This window comes from Bacteroides sp. 44_46 (assembly GCF_001915465.1).
Taxonomy (GTDB): Bacteria; Bacteroidota; Bacteroidia; order Bacteroidales; family Bacteroidaceae; genus Bacteroides; species Bacteroides clarus.
On sequence record NZ_MNQO01000002.1, the window covers coordinates 180,894 to 200,398 of the forward strand.

At 48.4% G+C, this 19,505-nt stretch carries 17 protein-coding genes; 3 read left to right on the plus strand and 14 right to left on the minus strand.

Annotated features, from left to right (window positions below):
- Positions 1–166 precede the first annotated feature (166 nt).
- On the plus strand, positions 167–493 hold the full coding sequence (locus BHV73_RS01870) for a hypothetical protein (protein WP_009122671.1): 327 nt from the start codon (positions 167–169) through the stop codon (positions 491–493).
- Here BHV73_RS01870 and BHV73_RS01875 read toward each other — a convergent pair.
- Together BHV73_RS01875 and BHV73_RS01880 are read right to left on the minus strand one after the other, a co-directional pair.
- Complete coding sequence (locus tag BHV73_RS01875) at positions 477–1,091, minus strand: response regulator transcription factor (protein ID WP_087425102.1); 615 nt, start codon at positions 1,089–1,091, stop codon at positions 477–479. The genes BHV73_RS01870 and BHV73_RS01875 overlap by 17 nt on opposite strands.
- On the minus strand, positions 1,081–1,785 hold the full coding sequence (locus tag BHV73_RS01880) for a hemerythrin domain-containing protein (protein WP_009122669.1): 705 nt from the start codon (positions 1,783–1,785) through the stop codon (positions 1,081–1,083). The genes BHV73_RS01875 and BHV73_RS01880 overlap by 11 nt, the downstream gene beginning before the upstream one ends.
- Positions 1,786–1,941: 156 nt before the next feature.
- Here BHV73_RS01880 and BHV73_RS01885 point away from each other — a divergent pair, with 156 nt between their 5' ends.
- Positions 1,942–3,180 (plus strand): carcinine hydrolase/isopenicillin-N N-acyltransferase family protein, encoded by a 1,239-nt coding sequence (locus BHV73_RS01885; protein ID WP_009122667.1) that lies wholly within the window; start codon positions 1,942–1,944, stop codon positions 3,178–3,180.
- A 21-nt stretch (positions 3,181–3,201) separates the two neighbouring features.
- The gene (locus BHV73_RS01890; RefSeq protein WP_286736153.1) at positions 3,202–5,613 is read left to right on the plus strand and encodes a glycoside hydrolase family 3 N-terminal domain-containing protein; all 2,412 of its coding nucleotides are present in this window, start codon (positions 3,202–3,204) and stop codon (positions 5,611–5,613) included.
- A 62-nt stretch (positions 5,614–5,675) separates the two neighbouring features.
- On the opposite strand, the gene miaA is transcribed toward BHV73_RS01890, so the two are convergent.
- The 12 genes from miaA to BHV73_RS01950 all read right to left on the minus strand — a co-directional run bounded on the left by miaA (position 5,676) and on the right by BHV73_RS01950 (position 19,454).
- A complete protein-coding gene (gene miaA, locus BHV73_RS01895; RefSeq protein WP_087425104.1) occupies positions 5,676–6,575 on the minus strand; it encodes a tRNA (adenosine(37)-N6)-dimethylallyltransferase MiaA in 900 nt (299 codons plus the stop codon).
- A 115-nt stretch (positions 6,576–6,690) separates the two neighbouring features.
- Entirely contained in the window at positions 6,691–7,251 is a 561-nt protein-coding gene (locus tag BHV73_RS01900; RefSeq protein ID WP_022219844.1) for an IS1096 element passenger TnpR family protein, read from the minus strand.
- Between the two features lie 12 nt (positions 7,252–7,263).
- Positions 7,264–8,040, minus strand: coding sequence for an acyl-ACP--UDP-N-acetylglucosamine O-acyltransferase (gene lpxA / locus BHV73_RS01905; RefSeq protein ID WP_009122663.1), 777 nt, complete (start codon positions 8,038–8,040; stop codon positions 7,264–7,266).
- Between the two features lie 7 nt (positions 8,041–8,047).
- A complete protein-coding gene (locus tag BHV73_RS01910) occupies positions 8,048–9,433 on the minus strand; it encodes a bifunctional UDP-3-O-[3-hydroxymyristoyl] N-acetylglucosamine deacetylase/3-hydroxyacyl-ACP dehydratase (RefSeq protein ID WP_286736155.1) in 1,386 nt (461 codons plus the stop codon).
- A 3-nt stretch (positions 9,434–9,436) separates the two neighbouring features.
- Positions 9,437–10,477, minus strand: a complete 1,041-nt coding sequence (gene lpxD, locus BHV73_RS01915) for a UDP-3-O-(3-hydroxymyristoyl)glucosamine N-acyltransferase (protein WP_087412941.1) — start codon at positions 10,475–10,477, stop codon at positions 9,437–9,439.
- Positions 10,478–10,561: 84 nt separating this feature from the next.
- Positions 10,562–11,791 carry an HD domain-containing protein gene (locus tag BHV73_RS01920; RefSeq protein WP_286736157.1) on the minus strand — a complete coding sequence of 410 codons (1,230 nt, stop codon included), beginning with the start codon at positions 11,789–11,791 and terminating at the stop codon, positions 10,562–10,564.
- Between the two features lie 102 nt (positions 11,792–11,893).
- Positions 11,894–12,643 (minus strand): hypothetical protein, encoded by a 750-nt coding sequence (locus BHV73_RS01925; protein WP_087412942.1) that lies wholly within the window; start codon positions 12,641–12,643, stop codon positions 11,894–11,896.
- Between the two features lie 33 nt (positions 12,644–12,676).
- Positions 12,677–13,837, minus strand: coding sequence for a hypothetical protein (locus tag BHV73_RS01930; RefSeq protein WP_022219847.1), 1,161 nt, complete (start codon positions 13,835–13,837; stop codon positions 12,677–12,679).
- 667 nt (positions 13,838–14,504) lie between these two features.
- The gene (gene pyrF / locus BHV73_RS01935) at positions 14,505–15,329 is read right to left on the minus strand and encodes an orotidine-5'-phosphate decarboxylase (protein ID WP_286736159.1); all 825 of its coding nucleotides are present in this window, start codon (positions 15,327–15,329) and stop codon (positions 14,505–14,507) included.
- A 25-nt stretch (positions 15,330–15,354) separates the two neighbouring features.
- Positions 15,355–17,127 carry a DUF4153 domain-containing protein gene (locus tag BHV73_RS01940; protein WP_286736161.1) on the minus strand — a complete coding sequence of 591 codons (1,773 nt, stop codon included), beginning with the start codon at positions 17,125–17,127 and terminating at the stop codon, positions 15,355–15,357.
- Between the two features lie 2 nt (positions 17,128–17,129).
- A complete protein-coding gene (gene prfA / locus BHV73_RS01945; protein WP_087412946.1) occupies positions 17,130–18,242 on the minus strand; it encodes a peptide chain release factor 1 in 1,113 nt (370 codons plus the stop codon).
- Between the two features lie 42 nt (positions 18,243–18,284).
- Positions 18,285–19,454 (minus strand): AIR synthase-related protein, encoded by a 1,170-nt coding sequence (locus tag BHV73_RS01950; protein WP_087412947.1) that lies wholly within the window; start codon positions 19,452–19,454, stop codon positions 18,285–18,287.
- Positions 19,455–19,505: the final 51 nt, after the last annotated feature.

The following is a 19,505-nucleotide window of genomic DNA, read 5'->3' on the forward strand; positions in this document are numbered from 1 at the left end:
CTTTATTATACCTATATCGGGTGATTGCGGCATTGGGCGCGATGCCGTATCTTTGCAACATCAGATTTAAAGAATGAATTAGTTAGTCATAATTACGTAACCACTTTTATGAAGATAAAAGGATCCCCGCTTTCCGATGTGATATCGTGAAGCGGGGATTTGCTTTATGGCGGACGAAGCGGAGATACCTGCCGGAGTGAAGATAGGGAGAAGGCCGTCAGGGGTGCTTGCCAAAACGGCCGGAGTTGCCCGGGAAAGGGTGCTAAGGTACGGAATAAGCTTTATCTTCAGCTTAAAGATGTACATCTTCAGGGTAAAGATGCGTATCTCTACGCTGAAGATATGTATCTTTAGGCTGGAGATGAAGCTCGGTCGGCAGGCCGGCATGCTTTTCTCCTGGGGGAAGACGGGGTTGGAAAGGGACTCGGGGTTCTTCTTTCGCGGCAGGTTGTACGGAAGAAAGGTTGACAGGGAATTTATAAGGTGTCTTTAATATCGCTCAGTTCCACCAGCTTGTTCACAATGGCGTAGATGGTGAGGCCTGCGGGAGAGTGTATTTGCAGTTTGCGCGCAATGTTGCGGCGGTGGGTAATGACGGTATGGATGGACAGATACAGTTTGTCGGCAATCGCCTTGTTGGTCATTCCTTTTACGACGCAAGTGATGATTTCCTTTTCGCGTTGGCTGAGCGTTTCCTGTTCGCTGTCTTTTTCATCTTCCTCTTCGGTATGGAGAAGGCGGTTGATTTTTGCGGTGATTACTTCGATATCGTCACAGATGGCGATGCTTTCGTCATACTCTTTCAGAGCGTTGTTGTCGATGACGGAACATACCAATGCGATGTATTTGATGCTGTTTCTGGTATGGTCTGCCTTGAAGGAAGGCAGGTCGAACCAGCCGCCGAAAGTCGGATTTACGATTACAATGTCGGGAGTGTGCAGATGGATATAGTTCTGCAATGCTTCCGGTGACGACACCTCGATGGGGTGCGCGTTCAGGTTGGGAATGCGTTTGAGTACTGCCGCAAGACCACTTCGTACAATGACCGAAGTTTCCGCAACAACTATTTTCAAAGAAATATTATTGTTCATCTTTCAGTCTTTTTTCTATTTGTGCTACGGCGGGAACAAACATATAGTCTTCTACCTGGCAATGCGACGCGAGGTCTTGTTCACAGTTGAAGATATCGAACAGGACGGCGTTCAGAAGATTATTGTTTTCTTTTTCCGGATAGTACTTGATGATGATATTTTTCAGTTCTTTCAGTTTGGTGTCTATCTGGTTGTGCTTGCTGGCAAAAGTGGCGATGTTGTATTCGTCGGACAGCCTGCCTTGCAGCAATTGCTCTACGTACGTAAAGACGGCCTCGTTTTCGTATTCCATGTGGCGGCGCACTTCTTTGGCGTATTCGTCAAAGAATTTGAGGATGAGGTAGGCCACGTCATTATCTCTGGAGCAGTCTATGGCCTCTATCAGTTTGCGGCGCATGGCAGGCAGGTTGAAGTCGAGAAAATAGGCGTGCGCGCGTTTCAGATAATCCATAAGCGCCGGAATAGAGAATGAATCATCATCCGCGCTGTAAGAGTATTGCTCCTCGCTGATGAAATTGGCTACGGCGAGGAAAGTGCGGTAGTCTACATTCTGGGCTTCACAGACGTCCTTTACGCTCTTGTCTCCGAATCCAAGCGACAAACCGAAGCGGCTCATCACCATTAATAAGGAGTAGTTATCGCAGATGAGGTCGCTCATCTTGTCCGTTGCCCGGTATTTATGTTGTTCATTCATTGTAAGTTATTCCTTTCTACTCTATGTTTCGGGCGCAAAGTAACGGCTTTTCTTCGAGAACTGCAATCGCTATTTGTAGGTATTTTGAACGGTATGGCGTACTAATCCGGATTGATTTTTTATCTTTGTCGAAACTAACGGTAAAATTTCTTTGCTATGAAACGGACTTTATTCGCTCTGATTGCTGTCGTTATATCTTTGGGAAGCGCCGGACCGCTTTCCGCCTGTACATCTGCCGTAATCTCCGGCAAGGTTACTCCCGACGGACGCCCCTTGCTGTGGAAGAACCGCGATACGGACTTTCCGCAAAACAGCGTGAGATATTTCTCCGGCGGGCGCTATCCGTTTGTAGCCGTTGTCAACAGTGTGGAAGATAATCCGACGGATGTGTGGATAGGTACGAACGCCGCGGGGTTCTCCGTTATGAATACGCAGTCTTATAACTTGGTCGAGGTGAAACCCGGTGAGGAGCGTGGAGAGGCCAACGGACGGGTAATGCGGCGTGCGTTGGAAGTGTGCGCTACGGTGAAGGATTTCCGTCAATTTCTCGATACGCTGTCCAAGCCCAGCCTGATAGAAGCTAACTTCGGTGTAATTGATGCCGAAGGGGGTGCCGCCATGTTCGAGGTGGATTATCATAAGTATGTGATGTACGATGCCAACGACCCTAAGGATGCGCCTTGCGGGTATATTGCACGTACCAACTTCTCTTTCTCAGGCAAGGTGAACGAGGGGGCGGGCTATGTCCGCTTCATGCAGGAGGATAAGCTGCTGATGCCGGCTTCGGCTACGGGACAGATTACGCCGCAATGGATATTCAGGGAACTTTCCCGCTCTTTCGCCAATCCGCTTTTGGGAATCGACCTGAAAAGCGGGGATTTCAACCGTCCTAAGACAACAGGGTGGTTTGTAGACCAGGATTTCATTGCGCGCGGCAGTACGGCCAGTTCGGTTGTGGTGCAGGGAGTGAAAAAGGGTGAACGTCCCGAGCTCACTACGATGTGGACTGTCCTGGGGTATCCGCCCACCGGAGTGGCAATGCCCGTCTGGGTGAAAGGGGCGGATAAGGCTTTGCCGAGGCTTCTGCTCCGCGACGAAGCGGAGAAAGTATCTCCTTTGGGCAATTGGTCGGTGATACTGGCGGGAGATGTTTTCTCTTACGGGCAAGGTATGGGCAGCGACCGCTATATGAATTGGGAAAGGCTTTACAATGCCGATAAGAACGGATATATGCAGTTGCTGGCTCCGGTGGAGGATGAGGTGTTCCGGCGTGCCGGGACGGTGTTGAAAGAATGGCGCAAGAGAGGCAGGGCGGATATGAAAGCGATGCGGTCGCTCTACAATGAGCTGGATGCCTTTGTTGAAACCCGGTATGCGGAATTATTCGAACTTTAATTATTTATATTGATTTTATACATGAAACACAAACTGATTATCGGTATTTCCGTCCTGTGTCTGGGACTCGTCGGCAATGTGCAGGCGCAAAACAAGAAAATGTATCGGAAAGGTTGGATCGATTTCAACAAGAACGGGGTGAAGGATATTTACGAAGACCCTTCCCAACCTGTTGAAAAGCGGGTGGCCGACCTGCTCTCCCAAATGTCTGTGGAGGAGAAAACCTGCCAGTTGGCAACCCTTTACGGCTACGGGCGCGTACTAAAGGACTCCCTGCCCGTTGCCGGCTGGAAAAATGAAATATGGAAAGACGGCATCGCGAATATCGATGAGATGCTGAATGGCGTGGGAAAGAAGTCCGCGCTGGTTCCCGATTTATTGTATCCTTTCAGCAACCATGCCGAGGCTGTCAATACCGTGCAACGCTGGTTTGTGGAGGAAACCCGTTTGGGGATTCCCGTTGACTTCACGAATGAGGGTATTCACGGACTGAACCACACCAAAGCCACTCCGTTGCCGGCCCCTATCGCAATCGGAAGTACCTGGAACAAAGAGCTTGTACGTCGTGCCGGCGTCATCGCCGGGCAGGAGGCGAAAGCGTTGGGATACACCAATGTGTACGCTCCCATACTGGATGTCGTACGCGACCCGCGTTGGGGACGTACATTGGAGTGTTATGGAGAAGAACCTTTTCTGATAGCGGCTTTGGGAACGGAAATGGTGAACGGTATTCAGTCGCAGGGGGTAGCCGCCACCTTGAAGCATTATGCGGTTTACAGCGTCCCCAAAGGCGGTCGTGACGGGCATTGCCGTACCGACCCGCACGTTGCTCCGCGTGAGTTGCACGAACTTTTCCTGTATCCCTTTAAAAAAGTTATTCAGAACTCGCATCCTATGGGAGTGATGAGCAGCTATAACGATTGGGACGGTGTGCCCGTGTCCGCCAGCTATTATTTTCTGACGGAGTTGCTGCGCGAGGAATACGGTTTCGACGGATATGTGGTGAGCGACAGCCAGGCCGTGGAGTTTGTAGAGTCCAAGCATCATGTGGCGGATACTTATGATGAGGCGGTACGTCAGGTGCTGGAAGCTGGTTTGAATGTGCGCACCCACTTTACTCCGCCTTCCGATTTTATTCTGCCCATCCGCCGGTTGCTGGAAGAAAAGAAGATTTCAATGGCTACGATAGACAAGCGTGTGTCGGAAGTGCTGCGGGTGAAATTCCGTTTGGGACTGTTCGACCGGCCTTATGTGACCGATACGAAAGCCGCCGATAACGTAGGCGGGGCAGACCGGAATATGGATTTTGTGAAGGAGATGCAGCAACAGGCTCTCGTGCTTCTGAAAAATGAGAATAATATTCTTCCGCTGGATAAACAGCGGATAAAGAAAGTGCTGGTGACAGGTCCGTTGGCTGATGAGGATAATTTCATGACCAGCCGTTACGGCCCTAATGGACTGGAGACGGTTACCGTGCTTGCCGGCCTGCGCGCTTATCTGAAAGGCGTTGCCGAAGTGGATTATGCCAAAGGTTGTGATATTGTGGACGCTGGCTGGCCGGCCACGGAGATATTGCCCGTACCCATGAATGAGCGGGAAAAGCGAGGCATCGCCGAGGCGGTGGCGAAAGCCGGTGAAAGCGACGTAGTCATTGCCGTGCTGGGTGAGGACGAGTATCGTACGGGGGAAAGCCGTTCGCGTACTTCGCTCGACTTGCCGGGACGCCAGCAGCAATTGCTTGAGGCATTGCATGCGACGGGAAAGCCGGTGATACTGGTGTTGATAAACGGCCAGCCGCTCACCGTCAATTGGGCGAATGCTTATATTCCCGCCATCTTGGAGTCGTGGTTCCCCGGTTGTCAGGGAGGAACGGTGATTGCGGAGACTTTGTTTGGCGAGCATAATCCGGGCGGCAAGCTGACGGTGACTTTCCCGAAGAGTGTGGGACAGATAGAGCTGAACTTCCCTTTCAAACCCGGTTCGCATGGCAGCCAGCCGAAATCCGGTCCCAACGGTTCGGGCGCGACACGCGTCATCGGCGAGCTATACCCGTTCGGTTTCGGCCTGAGCTATACGACGTTTGCCTATTCCGATTTGGAAGTATCTCCGTTGCGGCAGCGTACGCAAGGGGAATATACGGTTAAAGTCAACGTTACGAATACGGGAAAGCGTGCGGGCGACGAGGTGGTGCAGCTGTATGTGCGCGATAAGGTGAGCAGCGTCATTACTTACGATTCGCAACTGCGCGGCTTTGAGAGGATATCCTTGAAACCGGGTGAAACCAGGCAGGTAACTTTCTCTTTGAAACCGGAGGACTTGCAGATATTGGACCGCAATATGAACTGGACGGTGGAGCCGGGCGAGTTTGAGGTTATGATAGGCGCATCCAGCCAGGATATAAGGCTGAAAAAGACAATCACGGCTTTGCCTTGACGATAGCCGGATGGTAAAGGCGCGGGAAAGATTTTACAGTCTGCGCCGATTGGCGGGCGGACTTATGACAGTTGGGAACGGAGATATGCAAGTATCTCCGTTTCTTGTTCCGGATGAAACCAGCGTATTTCTTCGTCCCGCTTGAACCATGTCATCTGCTTACGGGAGTAGATGCGTGAGTTCTGCTGAATTTTCTCAATGGCGAAAGGCAGTGTCCATTCTCCGTCGAGGTAGTTGAAGATTTCCTTATAGCCTACGGTGTTCAGTGAGTTGAGCGTGCGGTGAGGGTAGACGCTGCGGGCTTCCTCTACAAGTCCGTCCGTTATCATCTGCTCTACGCGCCGGTTGATACGGTTGTACAATTCTTCACGGTCACGGGTGAGCCCTATTTTAATGATACGGAAGGGGCGTTCCTTTTTTTGCCGCGTGCGGAAAGAGGTATAGGTCTTTCCTGTCATATAACAGATTTCCAGGGCGTGGATTACTCGTTTATGGTTCTTTAAATCCACTATTTTGTAATACTCCGGATCCAGCAGTTTCAGTTCGGCGCAAAGGTTTTCCAAGCCTTCTGTTTCGTATTTGTGTAACATCGATTGCCGGGTTTCGGCATCTACGGTAGGGATGTCGTCAATGCCTTTGCATACGGCATCCACGTACATCATGGAACCGCCGGTCAGGAGTACGACTTCGTGCCGGGTATAGAGTTGCTCAAGAAGTTGCAGTACTTCGGCTTCATATTGGGCGGCGCTGTAATAGTCGGTCAGTTGCAGGGTGCCGACGAAGTAATGCCGTACCCGTTGCAATTGTTCCGGGGTAGGGGCGGCCGTACCGATTTTCAGGTCGGCGTAAAGTTGCCGTGAATCGGCGGAAACGATGCACGTCCGGAAATGCTCCGCCAGTCGGAGGCTGAGTTCTGTCTTGCCTACTCCCGTAGGGCCTATAAGTACTATCAATGTTTTCATGAGGTCGCAATAAAATAATTCGGGCGAAGAACAGTTGCATCCTTTGATACGAATGTATCCTCATAGGATATTTCAGTATCATTGGAGCAAATTGTTATTCGCCCGAACCGGTTTATCAGAATTTGTCTTCTTCGTAAGGAATATCGGCGGAACCTTCGTCCAGGCCGCCGAAGCCTTCTTTGTCGAAGTCTTCCATGTCGAAGTCCTGGTCGCCGTAGAAGCTTTCGTCCAGGTCGAGCGAACCGCCGGCAGCCGCCATTTCTTCAAAGTCAATGGTTTGTTTGGGAGCTTCCCCGGCTTTCTTGGTGCATTTCGCTCCGGTCATATTCTTGCCGGTGATGATTTCGGAGAGCTCGATGAAGAAACAACGTTCCGTCATGTAGTCGAATACATACAGAAGTTTCTGCTTTTCGTCTTCTACCAACTCGCTGACCTGGGTTTCTTTCATCACCCAACTGTCTATTTCCGGATTGTCATCCATCTCTTCGAGGGTTACTTCCTTTTCCTTTTCCCAATCGTCGTCGCAGATGAAGAAAGAGGTCATCTGGTCGTTGGTATAACCCGCTGATTTCAGGATAGCTTCGTGGAAGTCATAGAACGTAGCTTCCGGGTCGATTTGTATTTCTCTGATGAAGTCATCTACTTCATCGGAGATGAGAGTAAATCTATATATCATAGTGCTAACTTTTTATTTACTTGCAGGGATAATGCCGCGAGTCGATTCACGTATAAAGTTTACAATATAGCTGATTTCGGGTGTCATTTCCATTTCATTCTCAATCTTTTTCAAAGCTTCCGTATTGTTCAGCCCGCTTTGATAGATGATGCGGTAGGCGTCATGAATGGCCTCGATAGTTTCGTTGGAGAAACCGCGGCGGCGCAGCCCCACGATATTGAGCCCTGCATAGCAGATAGGCTCGCGGCCGGCTATGATGTAAGGCGGTATGTCTTTGCTGAAACGGCATCCGCCCTGTATCATCCCGAATCCGCCTACGCGGCAGAACTGGTGCATCAGTACATTGGCGCTGATAATGGAGTTGTCGTCTATTACAATCTCACCGGCCATTTTGGTGGAGTTGCCGATGATGCAGCCGTTGCCTATGATGGCATCGTGCGCCACATGTACGCTCTCCATCAGCAGGTTGTTGCTGCCTACGATTGTCTTTCCTTTGGCGGCTGTACCCCGGTTGATTGTTACATTCTCGCGGATGGTATTGTTATCGCCTATCTCGGCGGTAGTCTCTTCTCCTCTGAACTTCAGGTCTTGAGGAATGGCACCGATGACAGCTCCGGGAAAAATGGTATTCCCATTGCCGATACGCGACCCGTACAGAATGTTGGCATTCGCCATAATCTTGTTATTATCGCCGATTACCACATTCTTGTCAATGAAAACAAAAGGAGCAATCTCTACGTTTTCCCCGATTTTCGCCTCGGGATGAATATACGCTAAGGGACTTATCATAATTAATTTACTTGTTTTTTACTATTTGAGCCATAAATTCAGCCTCGCACACTACCTTTTCGCCTACGAATACATAGCCTTTCATAGTAGAGATACCCCGACGGATGGGGGCCAGCAGTTCAACGCGGAAAATCAAGGTGTCTCCCGGCACTACTTTCTGGCGGAACTTAACGCCGTCTATCTTCATGAAGTAGGTGGAATAGCGTTCCGGTTCGTCTACGGAGTTCAGAACAAGTAAACCGCCTGTCTGCGCCATTGCTTCCACTTGCAATACGCCGGGCATTACGGGCTCTTGCGGGAAGTGTCCCTGGAAGAAAGGTTCGTTGGCCGTTACGTTCTTGACGCCTACGATGTAGTTGGCGCCTATCTCGATTACTTTGTCCACCAGTTGGAACGGATAGCGGTGCGGCAACAGTTCACGGATGCGGTTTACATCCATAATCGGTTCGCGGTTGCAGTCGTATGTAGGAGCCTGTATCTCGTGCAGGCGGATTTCCTTACGCATCTGGCGGGCAAACTTATTGTTGATGGTATGTCCCGGACGCGTGGCGATGATACGGCCCTTGATGGGCTTGCCGATCAGAGCCAGGTCGCCGATTACGTCCAACAGTTTGTGGCGGGCGCATTCGTTGGGCCATACCAGAGGTTTGTGGTTGATGTAACCCAACTGTTTGGCATCCATGTGCGGCACGCCCATTACGTCGGCGAGCTTGTCGTAAGCATCCTGCGGCATTTCGCGCTCGTAGATAACGATGGCGTTGTCCAAGTCGCCGCCTTTGATAAGTCCGGCCTGCAACAACGGTTCTATCTCGCGTACGAATACGAAAGTACGGCTGGCGGCTACTTCATCCTTGAACTTTGTCATGTCTTCCAATGTGGCAAATTGGTTGGGGATGATAGTAGAGTCGTAGGATACCAGCACGTTCAGGCTGAAGTTCTCATCGGGTAATACGATGATGGATGAGCCGGTCGCCTCATCGCGGAATTCAATCTTGGACTTGATGATATAGAAATCCTTTACGGCACTCTGTTCTACCGTGCCTACGCGTTCTATTTCGTTGACATAATATTGGGCACTTCCATCCAGAATGGGAAATTCCGGACCGTTCACCTGAATAAGGCAGTTGTCTATGCCCAATGCATAAAGCGCAGCCATACCATGCTCTACGGTACTTACCTTCACTCCGTTTTTGGAGAGTACGGTACCGCGTGTCGTTTCGGTCACATTATCGGCGACAGCGTCAATGATGGGCTGACCTTCCAGGTCGGTACGCTGAATCTTATATCCGTGATTGTCGGGAGCAGGGTTGAAAGTAACGGTCAGATCAAGTCCTGTGTGAAGACCTTTTCCACTGAGCGAAAAGCTGTCTTTCAGAGTCTTTTGTTTCAACATTGGTTACTTATTTAATTGTTTTTTTAATTCATTGAGTTCTTTGCGAAGCGCGTTCACTTCAAAGTACATATCCGGCAATTTGCGGAATACGGTCTGCGCCTTGAAGTAAGGTTTCACTTCCATAGGCGGAGTGCCTATCAATTGGCTGCCTTCCTTTATATTGCCGGGAACACCCGATTGCGCGCCAAGGTTCACTTTGTTGCCGATATGAATATGTCCGGCTATACCGACCTGGCCGCCGAACATACACCATTCGCCTATCTTGGTGGAACCGGCGATACCCACTTGGGCTGCCATCACCGTATGCGAACCGATTTCGTCGTTATGGGCCACCTGTATCAGGTTATCCAGCTTTACACCGCTGTGCACGATGGTGGCTCCCATTGTTGCGCGGTCTACGCAAGTATTAGCGCCGATTTCCACGTTGTCTTCCAATATGGTGATACCGATTTGAGGAATCTTCTCATAACCCTCGGGAGTAGGGGCGAAACCGAATCCGTCCGCACCGATTACGCAACCGGCGTGCAATATACAGTGGTTGCCTACGCGGCAATCGTGGTAGATGGTTACATTTGCGTAAATGATACAGTCACTGCCTACCTTGGCGCCGCTTCCGATGGTGGCGTGCGGATGAATCACCGTATTGTCTCCCACTTCTGCGTACTCTCCGATACAGGCAAAAGGTGCAATGTAAACATCTTTGCCTATTTTTGCGGTTTCGGCAACGTATGCCCGCGAATCGATACCGGTACGCTTTGGTTTGCTTTGTTCGTAAAGGTTTAATAATTTAGCGAGGCTTTCGTAAGCATTGTCTACCTTAATCATTGTAGCTTTTACTTCCTGTTCGGGAACGAAATCCTTGTTTACCAAGACAATACTCGATTGGGTTTCGTACAGATAAGGTATGTATTTAGGGTTGGATAAGAAAGAGATTGCTCCGGGTATTCCTTCTTCGATTTTGGCGAAGGTGTGTACGGTTACATTCTCGTCTCCAACGATTTCTCCTTGGATAAATGTTGCAATTTGTTTAGCAGAGAACTCCATGTCTTATTGTTGTTAGATGGTTTCAAAACACAAATAACGGACTTTTTTTTTATATATCCTTGTCCTGTGATGAATATTTTATACTTATCTATGCAAACGTTGGTAGCATAAGTAGTATTTTTTTACTTTCTTGGATAGCAAGGATATATTGAGCATATCCGATGCTTCGGCTATGTTTTTAGTAGAGCCGTCGTTGTACAGGATGTCAATGCTGTCGTCGGCCGGGTCGTACATATTTTTCTCGATGCCGGGGGTGGAGATGAAATAACCGGCTTCGGAAAGGGGGATGTCCAGTTGCTTGCTGATTTGCCGGGTGATTTCTTTTTTACGCTCTTCGCTGAACGGTTCGGTGGAGATTTCCACTTTGAATATGTTGCGGTTAATCATGCCCAGGCTTAGTGTGGAAAGCACTTTGTCCGAATGGGCGCTCCATACCTTCAAGGCAGTCCAAAGGTCGTTGTCGTCCAGTTGGATATAGTTTTCCAGACAGCCCGGGTTGTTATAGAATGTTTCCCGGCTGATGTCATTATACAGGAAGAACTTCAGCGCGGGCGGGGCAAACAAATCCACACCCTTGCCGGCCAGCTCCTTGGCGCGTAACAGGGTACTGATGAGCATCTTCTCGTAAGCAACCGACGTTTTATGCAGATATACCTGCCAGTACATCAGACGGCGCGCGGTGAGAAAGTTCTCAATGGAATAGATGCCTTTGGATTCTACCACCAGGTGGTCGTCCTTTACATCGAGCATCTTGATGATACGTGCCGAGCCTATATTTCCCTCCGTGACCCCTGTATAGAAGCTGTCGCGACGAAGGTAGTCGAGGCGGTCCATATCCAGTTGCCCGCTGACCAGCTGATGAAGGAAACGTTTGGGATATTCGTCCTTGAATATCTGGATGGCGAGTGTGAGCTGCCCGTTCATCTCTTTGTTGATACGTTCCATGAGCATCAGGGAAATGTCTTCGTGCGATACGCCTTGGACAATGGTATTCTCCAATACGTGCGAGAACGGACCATGCCCGATGTCGTGCATCAGGATGGCTGCCTGTACGGCTTCAGCTTCACTGTCGAAGATGAAATTGCCTTTGGCTGTAAGTTGCTGAATGGCCTCGCTCATCAGGTAGAAGGCTCCGAGTGAATGCTGGAACCGGGTGTGTTGCGCGCCGGGATATACGACAGAGGATAATCCCAGTTGCTTGATACGGGTAAGACGTTGTAAAAGGGGATGCCGTACAATGTCGTACAGCAGCCCCTTTGGTATATTGATGAACCCGAACACCGGGTCGTTGATGATTTTACGTTCGTAGGACATGGCTAAGTATTTGGCAACAAAGGTAGTTTGTTTTCGGGAGATGACAAAATGTGATGCCGGGAGACTTGCAGGTGCCGGCATATAGCGTCGTACCCTTTGTCGCTACTTGCTTTCCTTTCCCGATAAATCATAGGAATTCTGTTCCAGCAGATTTCCTATTTCATCCAATTCCTCTTGCGGAATACCCAATACTTGTTTGTTACGTTCATTCAGCCGGTGCATTATACCGTACGTGCGTTCCAGCAATCGCACTACGGTGTTATGTACGCTCAATACATAACGCACATCGTTTCTCTGTATGAGTGCCAGAAACGCTTCTTTCGGATTAGGATAATCTGTGGGCGGATATTGGTGCCAATAGGCGCGGAAAGCGTCCATCCGCAGATTTTGTATCTTATCGTATTGCTCGTAGCAGGCATGCAGGATGCTGTAACAGTTGCCTATGCGCCCTATCACTTTTTCATCGTCCAAGTATTGCCATACCTCAAAACTGTTGGAGAAAATGCTCTCGGCGGTATTATCCGTTATGTTCATGCGGTGTGAACCGAAAGTGTTGACAAACAGTATCAAGGAGTCGTTTCCCATCTGCTCATACTTATCGGGCATGAGGGAACATACCCGCGTGAACAGGCTGTCCCTTCTCTGTAACTCCTGCAAGAGCATTTCCATAGTGTCGATGGCGGAATCTAAGTTGTGCAAGGTAATCATGACGGTCTTTCTGGCCATTTCGGCTTTATTGCGGTTTTCTATATAGAAAGTTGTACCGAAAGTCAGAATGATACCTATGATAGTGCCTGCCGTAGCACCTGTGGTATTCTTCCACCAGTCTTTGTCAAGGAAACGCTGTTTCATCTCTTCTTATGGTTATCGGATGAATAGTCAGGCTTATTTAATCGTGATTTGGAATTGCAGGTCTGTACAAACGGTCGGATATTTCTTTCCGTCATATTCCCAATATCCTTTTAGGCGTTCTACCATGTGGTAAGTGCCGATTGCAGGAATTGTGGCATCATGTTTTAAAGTTACGTTACATGTTGTATTTTTGCCCTGAGTGGTATAACCCAACGAAATGAACTGAGGGTCTGCATCTGCCATTTCTCCTTGTGAGTTATACAAGCCTCGGTTTTCAAACGCCTCAAAGGTTGTTTTATCATTCTGTTTGCCCAAACGATAAAAATCGTGGGTCATATCTATGGTGATTTGTCTATTAAACTCCGGGGCGGACAATTCTGTATGCAGCAAGCTGAGTTGGTCGTCCTTGATGATGCACTTCGGAGAAGAAACAATGAGGCGCACAGGAGTATAGGCAACACGGCCGTTAGGGCCGGTTATCATAACCCGGCAGTCCAAAAAGGCGATGGTTGTGATGGCTTTTTTTACCGTTTCGAGTTGGGCGTTATCCACTTGCAGATAGAAGCCTGTTTTACCTGTCATCGGAGCTATTGCGAAATGTGTGATACTTATGCTGGGTGTAGAGCTTCCGGTGCCATTGACTACCTTTATATTGTCGTAGCTGATGGCGGCAAGGTCGGCTGCGTTGTCGGCTGTGATGATGAACGGAATCTCCATCAGTTTGCCGTCTTCGGCACTGTAGAAAGTAAAGGCTTGCGGATGGACCGGTGTATACTTACCCTCGATGCTATATGGGTCGTTTATTTTCAATGTGGTTTGGATATACATATTATCTTCCTGATAGACGGAAAGTATTACGTCCTGACCGTTTTGAATGCGTGAGAAGTCCTTTACTTTTGCAGCTATCTGCCATACACCGTTACCTTTGGGAGTGAGTCGGGTTACTTCGAAAACACCGCTTTCATTGAATAATGATGTGCTGAGTACGGCTTTGGCTATTGGAGTATTTTCGGGTACTACCTTGACTTCTATGGTCGTACTGCCGTCTTCGGCCAGATTGAAGCTTTCACTGTTTACTTTTACATCCTGAAGGATGATGATTTCTTCTTCACTGCTACACGACGGAATAGTAAAACTGATAAAACCTGCCACCAGCAAGAATGATGCGCTTTTCGCTAATTGTTTGATTTTCATTTATAGTTATTTTTAGTGTGATATGATGACTGATTGAAGAATGGGCTTTTAGCGAAATATGTAGGGAATGGAAACGGTGATGTAGAATGGAACTCTGCGGCCTTTTGTGTTTTATGGCGCTATGCTGTTAAATGGTTCCGGCTGCAAAGATATGGTAAATCTTTGGATATGCAATGAGTGTAGTGTAAATAAAGTTGATTCCTATGGGTCTTATTCAAATTATTTTCTTTTTTATTACAGTAACTTCGTTTGTTTGTTATGGTGGAATATAACTGGTTTGCACTATCTATTTGTTTTGTTATTATCTGTATAATAGTGTTTTATATCAATATTTAGGCGTATTTGTCGAATTGGGTCTAATTGTTTTCAGGTGCTGTGATTTATCAGTGAATGTGTTTTTATATTTTAACTAAAATGATAGTTTATAAGTAGTGTAAATTGACTGATAAAAGTGTTTATGTTGACATTTTTGCCAGTTAATGGGATTATTTGGCAATCGTATGTTATTAGTTTGTATATAGATGGTTCGGTGTATCGGTCTATTGTGAGAAACAGCTATTAGTGACGTTCGCTTTTGTAAGACGGAAACAAAACAGGCAGAGCCGGCAGCGTGAAAATTGTCTGTCCGGCTCTGCCTGATGTTGCTATAATGCAGATTGTTCTTCTATCAGAGTATCGCTTTCAACTGCTCTGCCATTTGTGCCTGTACTTCCTGTGCGGCTTTGCGTGAAGCAGTTGCAAAATTCTCAGTCTTATCTACGTAGATGATACCGCGGCTGGAATTTACAATCAGTCCGCAAGTATTGTTCATACCGTATTTGCAGACTTCTTCCAATGAACCGCCTTGTGCGCCTACGCCGGGCACTAAGAGGAAGTGATTGGGAACAATCTTGCGGATATCCTCAAAAGCGCGTCCTTGGGTGGCGCCCACTACATACATCATTTGCTCATCACTTGCCCATTCCTGTGACTTGCGCAAAACTTTCTCGAAGAGGCGTTCTCCGTTCTTGTCTTCCGTCAGCTGGAAGTCGTGCGAACCTTTGTTGCTGGTCAATGCAAGCAGGATAACCCATTTATTCTCGTAGGTGAGGAACGGGGTAACACTGTCTTCACCCATGTAGGGAGCTACGGTTACCGAGTCTATGTCCAGTTCTTCAAAGAATGTACGTGCGTACATGGCAGAGGTATTGCCGATGTCGCCGCGCTTGGCATCGGCTATGATGAACTGGTCCGGGTAGTTCTGCTTGATGTAGTTTACGGTCTTTTCAAAGGCAATCCAGCCTTTTACTCCCATGCTCTCATAGAAGGCGAGATTCGGTTTGTAGGCGATACACAGGTCGGCTGTTGCATCGATAATTGCTTTGTTGAAGGCGAAGATAGGGTCTTCTTCTTTCAACAGGTGTTCCGGGATTTTCTTAACATCCGTGTCCAAACCTACGCAGAGAAATGATTTCTTGCGTTTTATATTCTCAAAGAGTTGTTGTTTGTTCATATCGCAAATTGTTGGTTTAATGGTTTTACTTTTTAAATAAATATCCCTTGATGCTCATTCTTACATCTTCGTCACTGCTTTTTTCATAATGAATATCGAATGCAGTCAGCATGAACAGGTTTTTGGGAGAGTTACACCGGAAAGAGGTAGGCGGTATATGTCCGTGCTTGCTGCTTTTTTCCAGCATTTCCAATGTACTGAGTTCGATGTATACGCTATCGTGCAGATTGCCCGTCCGGGTATCGAGTGAAACGGGTAATGTCCCGTTCCCGAGGTATTGGCGGGGAATGGTGAAACGGTGGCCGGACAGACCGGCGTCGGGAATGGCGATAAATCGGGTATAGCCTGCGGGAATATTGATGATTGTTTGGCTGTCGATTTCGCCGCTATAAGTAACTCTGTCGCTATCTGTGTCGGTGGCTATCGTATCTGTATCAATATCCGCTGTCACAGAATAGAGGTTATATGTCACATCCTTGTCTATCAGGTGGGTAACGCTCTCCGTACCGAACCAGTTGCTCAGATATCTGAATTTACCGTTTATCTGTATCGCCTGCTTTTCTGGTAACGAGTAAATCCACTCCTTATATTGCTCTAATGAGAGGGGAGTATCCGCCCGGCAACTGCGTTGCATCTCGGCCTTTATCTCTTTAAGAATCGTATTCTTTGTAATGCCGGCATAATTGACGGGCAATGCCGATGTCAGCAAAAAGATACCGGCAAACGAAATGGGTATCCAGTTGATACGCCGCGCTTTTATGACGAACAATCCGATGCAGACAATATAGAACCAACCGTTAAGCGTAGCGAGATAGAGCCGGTTGATGGTGATGCCGTAATCGTTGAACCGGCGTATGATGCCTATTGTCATCAACAGCAACAATGGCAGTATCAGTACAGGCATCCAGCGTGCAATCCAGTTGTCAAATCGCTTGCCTTCTTTAAAACGTGTGGGGTATAGCCCGAATTGGACGGCGATACATACCGTCATCAGTGCTACGATAAGCCATGATACCCAACCTATGGGCAGTTCCCAACTGATAAGGATACGGGTGGCATAGATATATAGCACTATCAGATAACCGGCCGTAAGAGGAAGGAACAGATAGTGCAGAATACCGTTCAGGAATTCCGATGAATGCGGCTCCCGGTTATGCTTGTCGTTTCCCTGCGGCAACAATCCGAGGAATAGCATTAAACCGAGCGATACATTACACAGGTAGTAGATATAAGCGTAGCACTTTCCGCTGATATGAATATCGAACAGCTGGTGCAAGGAGAACAGCAGCAAGCTGATGCCTGCACACAAGATAAGACCTATCACCTGTGTAACGATATATGCCGAAACAGTGTTCAGCGCAAAGTTCCAGCTGGCGATGTCATTCTTCTCACGCAGGAACGAAAGGAAGAAAGTGGAGAGTCCTACGGTAAGAATGGCCGCCGCATGGGCGATGCCGATTTCAATCCAGGAGCTTTCTGTGGTGAGATAATGATAGAGCAGGAAAGCATCGGCTATAAGTAAAGCGTGTGCGGCGAGGTTTATGCCTGTTTTCCACAGGCGGCTTTTTACTTCCTCGCTCCACAGATGGAGCGTGAGCGAAAGCAGGATACCTACCGACAGATAGTAGCCGATGATGAACAGTAACCGGTCTTCGCCTTTCCAGTCTGTGTACGTCAGATAGATGAGGTAGGCCGTGAATACAAAGATAAAGGTTACCGTAACCGGAAAGCGTTTCAAACAATTCTGAAACGCCTCGGTAGCCGTGTGAAACGCTTTCTCTACTGATAGCCCTTTCATAACTACAATTCGCTTTCTTTCAGTCTTTCCGCATTTTCGGCAACAATCAGATGATCGATGCAGTCCTGAATATCACCGTCCATAAAAGCGGCGAGGTTATAGATGGTATAGTTGATACGGTGGTCGGTGATACGTCCTTGCGGATAGTTGTAAGTACGTATCTTTGCCGAACGGTCACCGGTGGAAACCATGGTTTTGCGTTTGGATGCGATATCGTCGATGTATTTCTGGTGTTCCTTGTCGTATATAAAGGTACGCAGGCGGGATAGGGCTCGTTCTTTGTTCTTCGGTTGGTCGCGCGTTTCGGTACATTCGATGAGGATTTCCTCTACGACGCCGGTATTCGGATTTTTCCAGTTGTAGCGTAAGCGTACGCCGGATTCCACCTTATTCACGTTCTGACCGCCCGCACCACCGCTTCGGAAGGTATCCCATTTGATTTCTCCCTCGTTGATGACTACATCGAATTCTTCGGCTTCGGGCAGTACGGCCACGGATGCGGCGGATGTGTGCACACGTCCTTGCGTTTCGGTGGCAGGCACACGCTGTACGCGATGTACGCCCGATTCATATTTCAGCGTGCCATATACATTATCACCCGTTACGGAGCAGATGATTTCCTTGAAACCGCCGGCAGCGCCTTCGTTGGCGCTGGATATATCCAGTTTCCAGCCTTTTGTCTCGCAATACTTGGTGTACATACGGAAGAGGTCACCGGCAAAGATGGCGGCTTCGTCTCCACCTGCGCCGCCACGGATTTCAAGTATTGCGTTACGGCTATCCTGCGGGTCGGCAGGCACAAGCAGCAGCTTTATCTCTTCTTCCAGTTCCGGTTGGCGTGTTTGGCAGGCATCAAGTTCTTCACGGGCCATTTCACGCATCTCGACATCGGTTTCGTTGGCGATGATTTCTTTCGCTTCCTCAATGCCGCTCAGCACCTGCATGTATTCCTTGCGGGCATTCATCAAGTCACCCAGTTCTTTGTATTCTTTGGTAAGCTTGACATAGCGCTTCTGGTCGGCAATCACTGCCGGGTCGGTTATCAGTGTGGATACTTCTTCGAAGCGGGCAACGAGGCCTTCCAGTTTCTCAAGTATGGTATTGTTATCTGCCATTTAATTCAAGTGGTAATGTTGTGATGAGATGATAAGCCGGGATTAGTATTTGAACTCTCCGAATTCACTCTTGATAATCAACTCTTTCTTATCGCTCTCTTCGATACGTCCTACAATCTGTGCATCAATATTGAAGCTTTTGCTGATGGCGATCACTTCTTCCGCATGTTCGGGAGAAAGATATACCTCAAGACGGTGTCCCATATTGAATACCTTGTACATTTCGCTCCAGTCCGTATCGCTTTGTTCCTTGATAGTCCTGAACAATGGCGGAACAGGGAAAAGGTTGTCTTTGATAACGCGGCAATTGTCGCCTACAAAGTGCAGAACTTTGGTTTGAGCGCCGCCGGAGCAGTGTACCATACCGTGAATTTCGGGACGGAGCGCGTCGAGTAATTTCTTAACTACCGGTGCGTACGTACGGGTGGGAGAGAGTACCAGTTTGCCGGCATCCAACGGACTGCCTTCCACATTGTCTGTCAGCTTCAGCTTTCCGCTGTAAACCAGTTCATCGGGTACGGCTTTGTCGTAGCTTTCCGGATATTTCTCTGCCAGGTATTTGGAGAATACATCGTGGCGGGCACTGGTGAGCCCGTTGCTGCCCATACCGCCGTTATACTCTTTCTCATAAGTGGCTTGTCCGCAAGAGGACAGACCTACAATCACATCTCCCGGACGGATATTGGCATTGTCGATGACATCCGAACGTTTCATGCGGCAAGTTACCGTAGAGTCTACGATAATGGTGCGTACCAGGTCGCCGACGTCGGCAGTCTCACCGCCGGTAGCATATACGCCCACACCCATTTCTCGGAGTTCGGCAAGCAATTCGTCCGTTCCGTTGATGATGGCGGAAATCACTTCCCCCGGGATAAGCAGCTTATTGCGTCCGATAGTACTTGATACCAGGATATTGTCTACTGCACCTACGCAAAGCAGGTCGTCGATATTCATTATCAGCGCATCCTGCGCGATGCCTTTCCAAACGGAGAGATCGCCTGTTTCTTTCCAGTACATGTATGCCAGACTGGATTTGGTTCCTGCACCGTCGGCGTGCATGATATTACAGTACTCGGGATCACCGCCCAGAATATCAGGGATGATTTTGCAGAAAGCCTGCGGGAAGATACCTTTGTCGATGTTTTTGATGGCGTTGTGCACATCTTCTTTGGACGCGCTGACGCCTCTCATCATATATCGTTGATTACTCATGAGATAATAAGTTTGTTCAATTGAGCGCAAAAGTAGTGATTATTTCGCTTA